This window comes from Streptomyces sp. NPDC023527, from assembly GCF_055560115.1.
The window spans coordinates 40,392-54,995 of sequence record NZ_JBVHJJ010000018.1; the positions used below are offsets into that span (position 1 = coordinate 40,392).

The window sequence follows — 14,604 nt, forward strand, 5'->3', positions numbered from 1 at the left end:
TCAGTGGCGGCCTTCGGGGACCGGCTGGTGCTCGCCGTGGTCGTGGGCGGCGGTGACCTCGCGGTACTCCTCGGCGCTCGGCTTGGCGATCTGTCCCGTCTCGCCGAAGTAGGCCCGCGACAGGCGGGCGCGGACCCTTTGCGCCCAGGAGACCTTGCGCGGGACGCCGTTGTCGTCCACCGCCGGCCCCAGCTCGTAGGGGCGGTACTGCTCGTGGGCGGTGAGGAAGTAGCGGTCCGCCTGCGCCAGCGGTTCGTGGATCTCCACGTACTCGCCGTGGGGTTTGCGCAGGATGACCCCCGACTCGCGGCCGTGCAGGAGCTTGTCCCGGTCCCGGCGCTGCAGCCCCAGGCACCACCGCTTGGTGATGACGAAGACGAGCACGGGCAGCACGAAGAACCCGATCCGGCAGGTCCAGGTGATGGCGTTGAGCGAGAGGTGGAACCGGGTGGCGAACAGGTCGTTGCCGCCCGCCACCAGCAGCAGCGCGTATTCCGAGATCCAGGCCGCGCCGAAGGCGGTGCGCGTGGGGTTGTTGCGGGGGCGTTCGGCGATGTGGTGCTCGCCGGTGTCACCGGTGACCCACGCCTCGACGAAGGGATAGCACCACAGGGCCAGCAGGATCAGCGGGAAGATCATCAGCGGTACGAACACCCCGAGGACCAGGGTGTGTCCCAGGAAGTTGATCTCCCAGCCGGGCATGATGCGGATCAGGCCCTCGGAGAAGCCCATGTACCAGTCCGGCTGGGCGTCGGTGGTCACCTGGTCCGCCCGGTAGGGGCCGTAGGACCAGATGGGGTTGATCTGGGCGACGGCGGAGAAGGCGGCCAGCACCCCGCTGACGATGAAGAAGAAGCCGCCCGCCTTCGCCATGTAGACCGGCATCAGGGGCATGCCGACCACGTTCTTGTTGGTGCGGCCCGGCCCGAACCCTTGGGTGTGCTTGTGGTAGAAGACCAGGATCAGGTGGGCCACCAGCAGGCCCAGCATGATGCCGGGGATCAGCAGCACGTGGACGGTGAACAGCCGCGGCACCCAGATGTGGCCGGGGAACTCACCGCCGAAGATGAACATCACCAGATACGTGCCCACGATCGGCACGGACAGGACCGCGCCTTCCAGGAAGCGGATGCCCGTGCCGGAGAGCAGGTCGTCGGGGAGGGAGTAGCCCATGAACCCGTCGAACATGCCCAGGAACAGCAGCCCGGCGCCGAAGAGCCAGTTCAGCTCGCGGGGCTTGCGGAACGCGCCGGTGAAGAACACGCGCATCATGTGCACCAGCATCGCCATGATGAACACCAGCGCCGCCCAGTGGTGCAGCTGACGCAGCAGCAGCCCGCCGCGGGTGTCGAAGCTGATGTCGACGGTCGAGGCGTACGCCTCCGACATCAGGATGCCGTGCAGCGGCGTGTACGAACCGTGGTAGACGATCTCGGTCATGCTGGGCTTGAAGAAGAAGGTGAGGTAGACGCCCGTCAGGATGATGATGACGAACGAGTAGAGGGCGACCTCCCCCAGCATGAAGGACCAGTGGTCGGGGAAGATCTTCCGCAGGTTCGCCTTGGCGAGTGAGAACAGTCCGACGCGGCCGTCGGCCCAGTTCGCGAGCCTCTCACCCCTGGATGCCGGGGCGGTGGGGCCTGCCCCGGCCGCGGAGGTGTGATGCGTGTTGGTCATGCGCCGCGCTCCCGGAGCCTGATGGGCAGTATTTCCCGTCCTGCCCCTGATACGAAAAAGTCGCCATGCTTGCGCTATGCCCCATCTTCCACCCCTCTCGCCGCAGAACACGCGCTTTGCGGGGAGTGTCGGACGAGTGAGGGCAGGCCGGGGCGACACGCCGCGGTCCTACCGTGGGACCGTCCGAAAAACGGGCCTCGGGGCCCACCGGGCAGGCACCGGACAGGCGTCTGACGGGCGGCCGGATAGGCGGCCGGGCGGGTTCCGTGGGGCCGGCCCGCCAGGCGGTCCGTCAGCCCAGCCCATCAGCAGCCCGCCCGCCCGCCCGCCCGCTCGCCCCGTCGGTCCGTCAGCCGGCCTGCCGGGCCCCGCCGGGCGGCACGCCCCCCGCCCGGCTCCAGGCCGGGGGTGCGGCCGGGACCGGGATCCATGCCCGGTGACGTCATGCCGTATGAGTGACACGCCAGGGGCGCCGTCTCCGCCACCCGCGTTCGCCCGCCAGGACGCGCTCAAGCGGCCGCGGGTACCGGTGCGGCGCCTCTTTTCGGGTGAACAGGCGCCACCCGCGGGATCCGCCGGTCCCCAAGGCCGGGAAGGAGGCAAGGTGGTGGGCCGACCACCGGGCACGCCGGGCGGCGATGACGAGGGAGAACGCATGCCGACTGACCTTCTCGCGCAGTTCCTTGACGCCCTGGGCCCCGCGCACCGCGAGTGGGTCACCGGCCAGCCGCCCGAGCGGCAGGAGGAGCTCGCCGCCGCCTTCGGGGCCGAGCTGCGCGACGACACCGACCTGGACACCTACAGCGAACTCTCACCCGCCGCCGCGGCCGGCGAAGCGGCCAGGAGGATCGTCGAGTCCGCGGGCGCCGACCGCCCCTAGCCCACCCCCAGGGACCACCCTTTTCCGGCCACCGCACACCGCCGCCACGAGGCCGCTCTCCGCCGTCGCGGCCGCCCGGCGCGCCCTCAAACGGAACCCGCCCGGCCGCCGCCCCAAGGCACCGCGCGCCCGCGCCGCGCGCCCGCCCCGCCCTACCCGGACTTCACCGCCGGCGTCCTATAACTATCCAATCGAACACACGCGTACAGATAAAACGGAGGTTCGTGCGAAGATTCCGTCCCCCGGTCCGTCCGGACCGGGTGACAAGGGGAAACATCGTGAGACCAACGACATTCAGACCCGCTGTCGGAGCGGTACTGACTGTGGCCGTGTCGGCCGTACTCCTGCCCGCCACGGCGGCGAACGCGGCGGGGGAGCCCCGCACCGTGGACAGCACCACGGCCACCGCCTTCGCCCGCATGGCCGACGCCCTGCTGAGCGGGCGCACCACCGCACTCATCGACACCCGCCCGGCGGCCCGAATACCGCTCACCACCGGCAACGTACGCCTCTCGGCCGCCCTGGCCCGGGCGGAGGGCACCGCGGTGTCCTCGCTGCGCACCCGCAAGACGCGGCTGGCCGCGCTGGGTGAGGCGTACACCGACGCCGACACCCGCGTCACCGTGGACAAGGCCGAGGTCAAGGGCGGCCGCGCCACCGTCCAGGTCACCGAGACCACCACGCTGACGTACAAGAAGATCCGCGGCGACGAGCCGACCACGACCGGCTTCAAGGCCCGCCACGAGCTGACCTTGACCGCGAAGCCGGGCGGCACGTGGGAGCTGACGGGCATCAAGCTCCGCGACGACGGCCCCCGGCCGGTCAACGCGCCCGTGGCCAAGGCGGTGACGAACAAGGTGGCCGGGCTGCCCAGCGCGACCCCGGCCGGCACCTCCTGGACCCTGCGCAGCCAGCCCAAGTACCGGACGAACGCCGGTTACAACTACGCGGCCATGGCCTCCTACGCGGAGAAGTACTGGCGGAACTACAACCCCGCCTACCGCAGCTTCAACCGCGCCGGCGGGGACTGCACCAACTTCATCAGCCAGGCCCTGAAGGCGGGCGGCTGGAAGGACCAGTCGGGTCCGGCGGAGGACTACCGCAGCTGGTGGTACAACTCCTCCACCCAGGCCACCTCCTGGGTCGGCGCCAACGAGTGGTCGTGGTCGGCGCTGAACTCCCAGCGGGTGACCATGCTCTCCAACGTCTACCAGATGGACGTCGGCGACATCCTGCAGATGGACTTCGACGACGACGGGTCCAAGGACCACTCCATGATCACCACCTACCGGAGCAGGGCCGGCGTCCCGTACCTGACCTACCACTCCACCAACACCTTCCGGAAGTCGGTGGCCAGCATCATCGCCTCCAACCCGGACGCGGTCTACTTCGCCTACCGCACCTGACACACCAGGTGGCCCCGCCCCCGGGCGGGGCCCCCACCCCCACCCCGGCGCCCCCCGACGCGCCGCAGGCGGTGGCGGACGTATCGCGTGAGGCGGGCGCCCGCTGATCCGCCGGGCAGCCCGGGCGGGCCGGGTTCCCCCGAGCGGCCGGCGGGAGACAAAAGGGGGGGCTAGGGCCTGTATATGCACGCGGCCAGCGGCGCGTGCGTCTTCCAGCCCAGCGTCTCGTACAGGGCCCGCCCCTCGTCCGTCGCGCCCAGCACGCCGAGCACCGCGCCCCGCGCCACGGCGTGGTCGGCGAGGGTACGCATCACCACGCCGCCCAGGCCGCGCCGGCGATGGGCCTCCTCGGTCCCGACGCGGTCGATGACCGTGGCCTGCCCGAGCAGGGCCATCTGCCCCTGGGCGGCCGGTGCGCCCGCCGCGTCGCGCACCCGTACGCGGGTGACGCCGTCGCTGCTGTCCACGGACACGGTGTATCCCTCGGGCGCGGCCGGGTCCGTCGCCCGCAGGTCCACGGCCATCAGGTGCCCCGCCTCGGCCCGGTCCACCACCCACCCTTCGGGCAGCCACCGTTCGGCCTCCTGCGACTCCACGGGCAGCTTGAGCCAGGTGTGCGGCACGCTCACCGAGGCGGCGGCCTCGCGCACCGAGAACTCGCCCGGCTCGGGCAGGACATGACGGCCCACCTGGTCGACCTTGCCGACCTCGATGTACACCCCCCAGGGCCACTCGACCGGTGCGGGCGTCCGCCGTGACACGGCCCAGCCGGCCGCCCAGGTCCTGACAAGGTCCGAAACCATCAAGCCCTCCCAAAGTAAGAGTCACCTTCCGGGAGCGCACATTACGACACGGGTGCGGGAAGCAGCATCTCCTTTACCGCCCACCCCACTTCACGACCGGCCGCACTGCCCCGCCCGCCGCCCAGGCCACCGCCCGCCGGTCAGCGCTCCTCGTGATGCCGGTGACCCGGATGGCGAAGGCGCACCCACAAATCCCGGGCGCGACGCCCGGCCTCCGTCCGGCTGCCGGCGACCAGCAGCCGGGCCTCCTCCGCCGTCTCCACCATCGGCCCCGACCCGCGCAGCGGCCTGCCCGCCGTCTCGTGGAGGAAGAACGCCGAGACCAGCCCGATCACCCCCGCCGCCATCAGGTAGTACGCCGGGACCATCGCGTCATGGGTCGACTCAAGGAGCGCGGAGACCGCGAGCGGGGTGGTGCCGCCGAAGAGGGAGACGGAGATGTTGTACGACACCGACAGCGCCCCGTACCGCAGCCGGGTCGGGAAGAGCGCCGGCAGCGTCGCCGCGGCGGTGCCCGCGAAACACACCAGCAGCAGCCCCAGGATCAGACAGCCGAACGCCGGCAGCAGGGCCCCCTCCGCACGGACCAGGAGCATCGAGGGGAAGGCGAGCGCGATCAGGGCGGCGCTGCCCGCCATGAACATCGGCCTGCGCCCCCACAGATCGGAGGAGCGGCCCACGACGGTGATGGTCAGCGCCACCAGGATCATGGTGCCCAGGATCAGCAGCTGCGCGGTCGTGGCGTCCTTGCCCAGCGTCTCGGTCATGTACGTCGGCAGGTAGGAGGTGACCATGTAGCTGGTGACGTTGTAGACGACCACCAGCCCCATGCAGATCAGCACCGCCTGCCAGTGCCCGGTGAAGATCGTCTTCAGCCGCCCGTGACCGGACTGGCGCGCCTGCTCGATCTCGTCGTCCTCCGAGCCCGAGCCGGTGGCCCCCGGCGTCCGCGCCCGCGCCGCCTCGGTCTCCGCCCGGAAGGCGGGCGTCTCCTCCAGCCGCATCCGCATGTACAGGCCGATCAGCCCGAGCGGCCCGGCGACCAGGAAGGGCAGCCGCCACCCCCACTCGGTCATCCCCCCGGTGCCCAGCACCGCGGTGAGCACCGTCACCAGACCCGACCCCAGCGCGTACCCCACGAACGTACCGAAGTCGAGCCAACTGCCCAGGAAACCCCGGCGCGTATCGGGCGCGTACTCGGCGATGTACGTGGTGGCCCCGGCGTACTCCCCGCCCGTGGAGAAGCCCTGCACCAGCCGGCAGATCAGCAGCAGCACCGGCGCGACGACCCCGGCCGTCGCGTAGGCCGGAAGGAAACCGACGGCGAACGTGCTCACCGCCATCATGATCATCGTGGCGGCGAGCACCCGCTGGCGCCCGATGCGGTCCCCCAGCGGACCGAAGACCAGCCCGCCTAGCGGCCGGACGACGAAGGCGGCCGCGAACGTGGCGAACGCGGCGATGACCTGCGCCCCGGAGGAACTGGAGGGAAAGAAGACCCTGCCCAGGGTGACCGCCATATAGGCGTACACCCCGAAGTCGAACCACTCCATCATGTTCCCCAGCGCGGCGGCCAGCACCGCACGGCGGACCTCGGGGCGGTCGGTGACGGTGACGTCCTCGATGTTCAACGACTTCTTGCGGCGCCGCAGCAGGGTGCGCAGCATACGGTCGGTGGCCACCGCGCCACCGCGCGAGGGCGCACCGCGCCCGGGCTTGGGGGTCTTCTTGCGATCGGCGCTCACGGTCACCTGCCGGCGGGTCGAGGAGGGGCCAGGCGCTGGGACTCCTGGGGTGTATATGTACTCATGAGCCGTATCATGCGGTTTATGCATTGAACCGTGTCCCGCCCCCGGGCAGGCCCATGACCCGCCCGCCGCGCCGCACCCCTCCCGGCGCCGGGGTCGTCCAGGCGGTCCGAGTGGAGTGGCCGGCCTCTCCGTCGGCGGGCCGTACGCGGCCCGGTCACGGGCTCCCGGCAGCACTCGCCGAGAAAGCACAGCGTGAGCCTTGACCTGCGGGGATGTGGGGAGCGCTCCGGCCGTGCGCCGGCCCGCGGGCCCGGCGACGGCGTCGGCCCGGTCGGGGCGGAGAGCGTCCAGGCGCGTGGTGCGGTTCCGCGGCGACGCGTACCGAAGGCGGCCGGCGAAGTCATGCACGTGCACTGCTACGTGTTCACCGCCCGATCCGGCTCGCGCTGAGGGAGGCCGGCCCGGGCGGCGAGGCGGCCGGCCCGCGCACGGGACTTCGCCCGCGACCGGAGACACAGGCCCTCAGTACAGCGGGAAGGCCCAGCCGCCCGGATACCAGGGTTCGCGTTCGCCGCGGAAGGCCGCCGAGGCGAGGGAGAGCGCGCCACGCCGCAGTTCCTCGACACGGCCGGCGGCCGCGAGGGCGGTCAGGGCGGTACCGCCGAGGAACGCGGCGCCGAGTTCCGCCGCCGTCAGCCGCAGGTCGGCCGGAGCGGTCGTGGGCCCGCAGACGGTGTTCCCGCCCTGCGCCTGCAGCCGGTGGCGCCCGCTGTTCCACGGGCAGAAGTCGTCCCGCACCTCCAGGACAAGGTCCACCGGTCGGCTGTAACTCCGGCCCGCCAAGGCCCGGTCGACGTCGACCGGCCGCAGCCACAGGCGGTCCACCGGCGCGGCCTGAACCGCTCGCGGCCCGACCAGCAGGTGCGGCAGGGACTCGTCCACGGCGCCCTCGTAGTCGATCCAGCTCACCAGGTCGATCCCGGCGAGGAAGCGCCACAGCGCCGCATACGACCGGCGCGAGCACGCCGCCAGTTCCACCGCCTCCACCACGCCGGCGCTGCCGCCGAGCCCGTCCGGCGCGGAGCTGTGCCGGTAGAGCGCATAGCCGGTGGCACGGCCGTCCGGCTCCCGGTGCACTGCGAAGCGCAGCGAGGTCGCCGCTCCACGGCGGTGGGGATAGTCGGCCAGGCGCACCGCCCAGTGGGCCGCCTGCCGGTCGGGCCAGCCGACCGTGGCGGCGCGGACCTGGTCGTAGATCTCCTCGAGGAGGGGACGGGCCTGGGCGGCGTGGTGCAGCCGGACGGTCCCTTCGCCGAAGTCGGTATCGGGGCGGAAGCGCATGGCACGCCGGTCGCAGCGCATCTGGTTGCCGACTGTCGCGGGGCCGTAGCCGTACCGTCCGTAGATGCCGGACTCGGAGGGGCGCAGCGCGGCGATCGGCTCGCGCCGCCGCTCGTACAGGTCGGTCAGCTGGGCGCGCATCATCGAGGTGAGGATGCCGCGGCGGCGATGCGTGGGGGCCACGCCCACGGAGGCGACTCCCGCCACGGGCAGGGTGCCCCCGGGCACGGTCAGCGTTCGGCTGTAGAGGGAGGCTCCGGCGACCGGCTCGCCCCCGTCGAAGACGGCCAGGGTGCGAGCGAGATCCGTCGCGGCTCGCTGATCGGCCAGTTCCTCCTCCGACCGATCCATGCCATAGGTATCGGCGATCATGCGCGCCCAGGGCGCGAACTCCTGCCCGGCGACACAACGAAGCTGGAACCGAGAAGCGGCCATCGGACATGTGTACAGCAACGCCGTCCCGGGTGTCCCCTCGGTCCCGCTCGCTGTCATCCCTCAGCCGGGCCGGAAACGGGTCCTCGACATCCGACGATCACTGTGCGAAGGGCGCCGGGTCCCCGCCCCGGTGGGCGGCGCGGGCAGTGGACGGCCCCCCCCGGGTGGCGTTACGCGCATCCGCCCCGGGGGCCGTCACCGCACCGCTGATCCTCTGGTCTCTCAGCTGAACTTCACCGACCCGGCGACGGTCAGAGGAGCGCCGTTCCACGCCCCGCCGTTGGCCGCGATTTCCTTGATCTTCCCGGCGCCGCAGCCGAGAGACGTATAGACGGTGGCGGTGAAGCCCGTACGGTTGCTGGCGTTGACAGCCCCACCGGGGATGGACTTACAGCCTGCTGACGGGTCGGAGAGGGTGTCCGGCGTGTTGTTGTCCGCCCTGAGGTACTCGAACTCACCCGGGGCTGCCTGCGCGCTGAAGGCCAGGGAGCCGAGCAGGAGCAGTGCGGCCCCAAGAGCCAGTCCCGTCCGGCGGGTTCTCGTGGATGTCTGCGGCATGGGTGCTGTCTCCTCGCTGCGTCGACGGCTTTCCCGGGCTTCATCCTCGTAAGGTCCCCACAGGGACCACCGGAGTCGGGTGAAGGAGCCCGGCGGACAGCCCGCAATCCCCTCGGGCAGGGAATTCCCGTGACATCCCGCACCAACCGGGACTCACCCGAATGGATTACCCGAATGGTGTTTGGGGTGCCTGATGGGCACCCGGTGGGTGACGCGGCGCCCATGCCGCGTCCCACAACATCGGCCGTAAGGATGAGGCTGTGTGGATCGCGGGCCGTGACTCGCGTCCCTGCCACCCGCATAGGGGTGTCCGGACGGTGGAGCCCCACCAGCAGCCAGTTGGGCTCCACCTCCAAGCCCGGCCCTTCCGGACCGGGGCAAGGTGACTAGAAGAGCCAGTACACGAGGAAGACGACGATCGCGATGAAGGGCGCGGCCATCAGCAGGTAGCCGAGGCCCACGATCCCGAACCACAGGACCATGACGACGTCGCCGATCCGTTCGGCCACGCTCTTGCGGTCCCGCGGGTCGTCCCGTCTCCTCGGCGGTGGCGGTGTCGCCGCCCGGTGCTCCCGCTCGCGCTGGGCCTCGTACTGCCTGATGCCCTCGGCGACGGCCTCCTTCATCTCGCTCCTGGTGCCTCGCTGGGACCGTTTGATGCCCTCGGTGATCGCCCGTTCCAGGTCCCGCCGCTCGCGCCGGTCCATTCGACATCCCCCGCTCATACGCTCCGTCAGCTTTCCGGAACCGCACGTTAGTGCCACCGGCGGCTGATCCCCAACGCTATTGCCGGCTGTCCTGTGCGGTTGACCTGGCGCGACGACCACCACCCGCACCCGCCTCGGGCAGCGGCCACCGGCCCGGCCGGCGGGCCACCCGAAGGAGAACGGCCCGGCCACTGCCCGGTGGACCCTGCCGGGGCATTAGCGTGTGGCGAGCCGTTCCAGCAGGGCGGCGCTCCGTGCCAGCAACGCCCGCTCCTCATCGTCGAGTTCGGCCTCGATGGCCTGCGCGAGCCAGCCGGCCCTGCGGCCGCGCTCCGCTTCGAGCGCGGCCCGGCCCGCGTCCGACAGCTCGACCAGCGACTTGCGGCCGTCCGTGGGGTGCGCCCGGCGCGTGATCAGGTTCTGTTCCATGAGCAGCCCCACCGACCGGGCCATCGACTGGGGGCGTACGCGCTGATCGGCGGCGAGGTCGCTGGTGGTCATGGCGCCGTTGCGGTCGAGTGCGCCGAGCACGGCGGCCTGGCCGAGCGGGATGCGGTCCTCGTGTTTGACGCGTCGGGTGAGCTTGCCCATCGCGGTGCGCAGTTCGGCGGCGATGGCGGCGGCTTCCGGGGTGGGCATAGGGCACTTTACCCCGTTGGTCAGCAAAGCTGTGCACCTGACCTGCACAGCAAAGCTGTACAGCAAAACTGGACAGCATTGCTGTAGTGTTTGGGGTTGTCGGGCTCAGCGCCAGCGTTGTCGCAGCCGGGGCCACGGCACACGACAACGGGAAGGAACTCCCATGTCCGCAAAGGCAGTCGGACCCGCCAAAAACACTTCCGCCGCCATCGAGACCGTCACCGCCCGCCGGATCATCGACAGCCGGGGCAACCCCACGGTCGAGGTCGACGTCGTCCTGGCGGACGGGTCCCTGGGGCGCGCGGCTGTCCCCTCCGGCGCCTCCACCGGTGCCCGGGAGGCCGTGGAACTGCGCGACGGGGACTCCGTGCGCTGGCACGGCAAGGGCGTCGACCGCGCGGTGGCCCACGTCAACGGGGAGATCGCGGCGTCCGTGCGCGGCCGGGACGCGGCGGACCAGGCGGGTCTCGACGCCGCGCTGGTCGCCCTCGACGGCACCGCCACGAAGTCCCGGCTCGGCGCCAACGCGATCCTCGGCGTCTCCCTCGCCACCGCCAAGGCCGCCGCGGCGGCCCACCGCCGGCCCCTCTACCGCTACCTCGGCGGCGCCGGCGCCCACCTCCTGCCGCTGCCGATGATGAACATCGTCAACGGCGGCGCCCACGCCGACAATCCGCTGGACTTCCAGGAGTTCATGATCGCGCCCGTGGGCGCGGACACCTTCGCCGAAGCCGTCCGCATGGGCAGCGAGGTCTTCCACACCCTGCGCCGCCATCTGCTGGCCGCCGGGCTCTCCACGGGCGTCGGCGACGAGGGCGGCTTCGCGCCCGCACTGCGTACCGCCGAGGAGGCGCTCGACTTCGTGATGACCGCCATCGAGCGCACCGGTTACCGCCCCGGCACGGACATCGGCCTGGTCATGGACCCGGCGTCGTCGGAGTTCTTCCGCGACGGGGTGTACGACTACGCGGGCGAGGGGGTGCGCCGCACCCCCTCCGAGCACGCCGACTACCTGGCCGGGCTCATCGACGCCTACCCGGTCGTCTCCATCGAGGACCCGATGGCGGAGAACGACCTGGAGGGCTGGCGCGAGCTGACCGCCCGCGTCGGCAACCGCTGCCAGCTCACCGGCGACGACGTGTTCTGCACCAACGAGACGCTGCTGCGCGAGGGCATCCGCACCGGCGTCGGCAACTCGGTCCTGGTCAAGGTCAATCAGATCGGGACCCTGACCGAGGCGCTGGCCGCGGTGGCCACGGCCCACCAGGCGGGCTGGACGGCTGTCATGTCGCACCGCTCGGGCGAGACGGAGGACACCACCATCGCGGATCTGGCGGTGGCGACCGGCTGCGGTCAGATCAAGACCGGCTCGCTCTCCCGCTCCGACCGCACGGCGAAGTACAACCAGCTGATCCGGATCGAGGAGGAGCTGGGCGCCTCGGCACGCTTCGCGGGCCGCTCCGCACTGCGCCGGGCGTGAACAGCAGGCAGAAGCAGAGACCACGCGGGCCCCCCGAACACGATCGGGGGCCCGCTCACAGGCCGGGGAGACCCATCTCCCAGGGCTGTGCACCCCCGTGTGACCTGTGCCAAGCCGACGACCGGCGCCTGCGCGCCGTCGTCGGCAGGGCGCCCGCGTCTCCGCCGACTCAGTACGCGTCACGAGCAGCCGGCCCTCTCATCCGCCTGGCGCGGCCCCGGTCGAGGTGAGGGGACGACGGGCGGCCTCGCGCAGGGAGCGCAGCGCCAGGAGCAGGACGCCGATGTCGTCCAAGTAGACAGGGTCGGGGATGAGGTCGACGGGGGAGAGCAGATAGAGCAGAGCGCCCCAGAAGACCAGTTTGCCGCTCTCGGCCACGCCGGCGCGCCGCAGCAGCCGCCGCGCCCGCAAGAGCCGGACCGCCAACAGCACGGCGACCCCGGCCGCCGCCACCAGCAAGAGGACCACCCCGCAGATCAGGGCCCAGGATGCGATGCTCATGCAGGACCGTGTACCCCGTCCTCGCGCCCTGTGACCGCCACCCGTACTACGGCGCCCGCGCCCCGGCCAGGCGGATCCAGGCGCCGCGCCGCCCGACGCCGCCGGCCTGGGCCGGCAGCCTGCTGGTCCGCGCCCGCCGCTGCTCCGCCCGCGTCACCGGCCAGGTCAGGGAGATCCCGGCCCGCCACCGCTGCCTCGTGTGGTCGGGCTGAAGGTGTTTCAGCGGCCCAGCCGTGCGAGCCACACGCGCCCGCGTGGTGGGGCCGGCGCTCCACCGGCGGATCAGGACGCGAGGATGTGACAGGCGGGCGAAAGGCGGCACAGCACGAAGCCCCGGCCCCCGCGGAGCCCGAGGGCAGGTTCCCGGCCAACTCCGCTCCGGCACTACCAGGCACCCGTGTGCGTGGGTAGCGTCGCCCCTCGCATCGATCGAACACGACACCGACAGGGGGCACATGAGAATCCGCTATCGTGTCGCGGCCGTCAGCGTATCCCTCGCCTTCGCGTGCGGGGGCGCGGTGAGTGTCGCGGCACCCGCTTCCGCCGCGCCTTCCGGCAGCACCGCCACACCCTCGTTCACCTGCGACACCTGGCGATACGAGAGAGGCAGCAGGGGGCACGGCGCATCGGTCACGTGCTACGGCCGCTCTTTCACCGCGTACGCCGTCTGCCACCAGCCCGACGGCTACCTGTACGTCCGCTTCGGTGACCGCGCTCGTTCCGGTGGCGTCTCCACCGCCTGGTGCGATCCGAACGCGGAAGTCAGCGAGGCGGGGGCGTTCCCCGCCTGACCGCCCGGATGAACCATCCGTGATCCAAGCACGAAAGACACCCCGGGGAACCAGGAGACCGGCGTCCGAGCCGCCCCTGCGGGCCGGACGCCGGCTCCTGCCGCCCACCGGCGGGGCCCCGGCTTCGAGGGCATGATCGACCGCATTGCCTCCGGCCCCGACGCGGGGCGCCGGCCGGCCCCGGTCCGGCGCGGCGGCCGGGGCCGCCTTTGTCCGTGACCGGGCGAACCGCCACAGCGCCATCCACCGCATGGCCACCGGCGCGGACCGCCTGTTCGGGCAGTCGGACAGCCCCGGGGCCCGGAGCTCGCACCGCCCTGCGCCCCAGGGCCCCCGGACCGCCGGCCGGGATCCCGGCCGCCGGCCTTTCCTCGGGAGGCGACAGCCGCGGTCGGGTATGCGCGGAAATCCCGGACGCCGGGCCGTCGTCGGCCGCCCGCCCCGTCGCGCCGCCCGCTGCCGTGCGGGCGGGGAGGAGCCCGGTTGCCCGGCACGCGGAGCAAGAAGCCAAAAGTGTATAAACCGGTCACACGTTGCTGTCATCTCTCGGACCGCCAGAACGGTTCGAGCTCGGAAATACAAGATCGGCAGGACCTACCGATTCCGGCCGCGGGTGGGATATCCCTGAAGCGGCGGCCCTGGTCAAGGGCCATTCCCCGGTGAGGAGCCCTGCCATGGACGACTGGTACGTGGACGACCGCTGCTTCAATTGCGATGCCGCCCGGCAGTTCGCACCCGGCCTGATCGGCGAGGCCGACGGAAAGTCACAGATTTTGCGTCCGCCGCGCGACGAGACGGAGACACGGCGCTTACACGCGGCCGTCTTCGCCTGCCCCACACGCTCCATCCGCCCGATATCAGGGAAGAAGCCGGACCCAGGGCTCGACCCGTTTCCGATGGCCCTGGACCACCGCGTACTGATGTGCGGGCACAACTCACAGCACACCGCCGGCGCCAGTTCCTACCTGCTTCGGCGACCCTCCGGCACCGCCATGATGATCGACACACCGCGCTGGAGCCGTGAACTCGCCGAACGTTACGCGGCATCGGGCCCGGTCACCGACGTCCTGCTCACCCACCGCGACCACGCCGCACACGGCCGCCGCTACGCGGACCACTTCGGCGCCCAGCTGTGGATCCACGAGGACGACCTCGACGCGGCACCGGACGCGGACCAGGTGATCCGGGGACTCGAACCCCTGCGGATCGGTGAGGGGGTCACCGCCCACCCCCTGCCCGGCCACACCCAAGGCAGTGTGCTCTACCTCGCCGATGACCGGTACTGCTTCAGCGGGGACAGCTTCTACTGGTCACGCACCACCAGCGACCTCGAAGTCGCGCAGAGCGTGATCTGGTACTCCATCGAGGAACTGGCCAACTCTCTGACCCGGGTGGCCCCACAGCTGCGATGCGAATGGGTCCTGCCGGGCCACGGCGATCGCCACCGCATGCCCGCCGACGAGATGACCCGGCGGCTGACAGCACTGGCGGAACGCACGCGACTGCTCCGGCCCCAGCCGATCGACTTCACAGCCCTACGCTGGTGAGGCGCCGGGACCTGGCGCAGTCCCGCCCCTCGTGCGCTCCCCGTGGGGCCGGCCCACGGTGGAACACCGGCGGGACGCCGGCCGGGTG

General features: G+C 71.7%; 14 protein-coding genes. 6 read left to right on the plus strand and 8 right to left on the minus strand.

Annotated features, from left to right (window positions below; all coding sequences use genetic code 11):
• Positions 1–1,677: a cytochrome bc1 complex cytochrome b subunit gene (gene qcrB, locus ACZ303_RS29445; RefSeq protein WP_467343522.1), complete on the minus strand. Its 1,677-nt coding sequence runs from the start codon at positions 1,675–1,677 to the stop codon at positions 1–3.
• A 655-nt stretch (positions 1,678–2,332) separates the two neighbouring features.
• Between qcrB and ACZ303_RS29450 the strand changes: the two genes are divergently transcribed.
• Together ACZ303_RS29450 and ACZ303_RS29455 are read left to right on the plus strand one after the other, a co-directional pair.
• The gene (locus ACZ303_RS29450; protein WP_467343523.1) at positions 2,333–2,557 is read left to right on the plus strand and encodes a hypothetical protein; all 225 of its coding nucleotides are present in this window, start codon (positions 2,333–2,335) and stop codon (positions 2,555–2,557) included.
• Between the two features lie 329 nt (positions 2,558–2,886).
• Positions 2,887–3,963: an amidase domain-containing protein gene (locus tag ACZ303_RS29455; RefSeq protein WP_467343524.1), complete on the plus strand. Its 1,077-nt coding sequence runs from the start codon at positions 2,887–2,889 to the stop codon at positions 3,961–3,963.
• Positions 3,964–4,133: 170 nt separating this feature from the next.
• Here the strand turns inward: ACZ303_RS29455 and ACZ303_RS29460 are convergent, their stop codons facing one another.
• From ACZ303_RS29460 to ACZ303_RS29485, 6 genes are all read right to left on the minus strand, one after another.
• Entirely contained in the window at positions 4,134–4,766 is a 633-nt protein-coding gene (locus tag ACZ303_RS29460) for a GNAT family N-acetyltransferase (protein ID WP_467343525.1), read from the minus strand.
• Positions 4,767–4,906: 140 nt separating this feature from the next.
• Complete coding sequence (proP, locus tag ACZ303_RS29465; RefSeq protein WP_467343620.1) at positions 4,907–6,433, minus strand: glycine betaine/L-proline transporter ProP; 1,527 nt, start codon at positions 6,431–6,433, stop codon at positions 4,907–4,909.
• A gap of 606 nt (positions 6,434–7,039) precedes the next feature.
• The gene (locus ACZ303_RS29470; RefSeq protein ID WP_467343526.1) at positions 7,040–8,293 is read right to left on the minus strand and encodes a GNAT family N-acetyltransferase; all 1,254 of its coding nucleotides are present in this window, start codon (positions 8,291–8,293) and stop codon (positions 7,040–7,042) included.
• A 222-nt stretch (positions 8,294–8,515) separates the two neighbouring features.
• Positions 8,516–8,851, minus strand: a complete 336-nt coding sequence (locus tag ACZ303_RS29475; protein WP_467343527.1) for a hypothetical protein — start codon at positions 8,849–8,851, stop codon at positions 8,516–8,518.
• 386 nt (positions 8,852–9,237) lie between these two features.
• Positions 9,238–9,558, minus strand: coding sequence for a hypothetical protein (locus ACZ303_RS29480; RefSeq protein WP_467343528.1), 321 nt, complete (start codon positions 9,556–9,558; stop codon positions 9,238–9,240).
• Between the two features lie 216 nt (positions 9,559–9,774).
• Complete coding sequence (locus tag ACZ303_RS29485) at positions 9,775–10,197, minus strand: MarR family winged helix-turn-helix transcriptional regulator (protein WP_467343529.1); 423 nt, start codon at positions 10,195–10,197, stop codon at positions 9,775–9,777.
• A gap of 163 nt (positions 10,198–10,360) precedes the next feature.
• Between ACZ303_RS29485 and eno the strand changes: the two genes are divergently transcribed.
• Positions 10,361–11,677 carry a phosphopyruvate hydratase gene (gene eno, locus ACZ303_RS29490; protein ID WP_467343530.1) on the plus strand — a complete coding sequence of 439 codons (1,317 nt, stop codon included), beginning with the start codon at positions 10,361–10,363 and terminating at the stop codon, positions 11,675–11,677.
• Between the two features lie 198 nt (positions 11,678–11,875).
• Here eno and ACZ303_RS29495 read toward each other — a convergent pair whose 3' ends face one another.
• Positions 11,876–12,178: a YkvA family protein gene (locus ACZ303_RS29495; protein ID WP_467343531.1), complete on the minus strand. Its 303-nt coding sequence runs from the start codon at positions 12,176–12,178 to the stop codon at positions 11,876–11,878.
• 8 nt (positions 12,179–12,186) lie between these two features.
• On the opposite strand from ACZ303_RS29495, the gene ACZ303_RS29500 reads away from it, so the two are divergent.
• From ACZ303_RS29500 to ACZ303_RS29510, 3 genes are all read left to right on the plus strand, one after another.
• Positions 12,187–12,390 carry a hypothetical protein gene (locus tag ACZ303_RS29500; RefSeq protein WP_467343532.1) on the plus strand — a complete coding sequence of 68 codons (204 nt, stop codon included), beginning with the start codon at positions 12,187–12,189 and terminating at the stop codon, positions 12,388–12,390.
• 243 nt (positions 12,391–12,633) lie between these two features.
• Positions 12,634–12,969 carry a hypothetical protein gene (locus ACZ303_RS29505; RefSeq protein WP_467343533.1) on the plus strand — a complete coding sequence of 112 codons (336 nt, stop codon included), beginning with the start codon at positions 12,634–12,636 and terminating at the stop codon, positions 12,967–12,969.
• A gap of 674 nt (positions 12,970–13,643) precedes the next feature.
• On the plus strand, positions 13,644–14,516 hold the full coding sequence (locus ACZ303_RS29510) for an MBL fold metallo-hydrolase (protein WP_467343534.1): 873 nt from the start codon (positions 13,644–13,646) through the stop codon (positions 14,514–14,516).
• The last annotated feature ends 88 nt before the right edge of the window (positions 14,517–14,604 follow it).

What these genes read in the sequence shown, in the direction of transcription:
- qcrB (WP_467343522.1), bottom strand. Translation starts at nt 1,677, where the DNA reads ATGACCAACACGCATCACACCTCCGCGGCCGGGGCAGGCCCCACCGCC.
- ACZ303_RS29450 (WP_467343523.1), top strand. Translation starts at nt 2,333, where the DNA reads ATGCCGACTGACCTTCTCGCGCAGTTCCTTGACGCCCTGGGCCCCGCG.
- ACZ303_RS29460 (WP_467343525.1), bottom strand. Translation starts at nt 4,766, where the DNA reads ATGGTTTCGGACCTTGTCAGGACCTGGGCGGCCGGCTGGGCCGTGTCA.
- proP (WP_467343620.1), bottom strand. Translation starts at nt 6,433, where the DNA reads ATGCTGCGCACCCTGCTGCGGCGCCGCAAGAAGTCGTTGAACATCGAG.
- ACZ303_RS29470 (WP_467343526.1), bottom strand. Translation starts at nt 8,293, where the DNA reads ATGGCCGCTTCTCGGTTCCAGCTTCGTTGTGTCGCCGGGCAGGAGTTC.
- ACZ303_RS29475 (WP_467343527.1), bottom strand. Translation starts at nt 8,851, where the DNA reads ATGCCGCAGACATCCACGAGAACCCGCCGGACGGGACTGGCTCTTGGG.
- ACZ303_RS29480 (WP_467343528.1), bottom strand. Translation starts at nt 9,558, where the DNA reads ATGGACCGGCGCGAGCGGCGGGACCTGGAACGGGCGATCACCGAGGGC.
- ACZ303_RS29485 (WP_467343529.1), bottom strand. Translation starts at nt 10,197, where the DNA reads ATGCCCACCCCGGAAGCCGCCGCCATCGCCGCCGAACTGCGCACCGCG.
- eno (WP_467343530.1), top strand. Translation starts at nt 10,361, where the DNA reads ATGTCCGCAAAGGCAGTCGGACCCGCCAAAAACACTTCCGCCGCCATC.
- ACZ303_RS29495 (WP_467343531.1), bottom strand. Translation starts at nt 12,178, where the DNA reads ATGAGCATCGCATCCTGGGCCCTGATCTGCGGGGTGGTCCTCTTGCTG.
- ACZ303_RS29505 (WP_467343533.1), top strand. Translation starts at nt 12,634, where the DNA reads ATGAGAATCCGCTATCGTGTCGCGGCCGTCAGCGTATCCCTCGCCTTC.
- ACZ303_RS29510 (WP_467343534.1), top strand. Translation starts at nt 13,644, where the DNA reads ATGGACGACTGGTACGTGGACGACCGCTGCTTCAATTGCGATGCCGCC.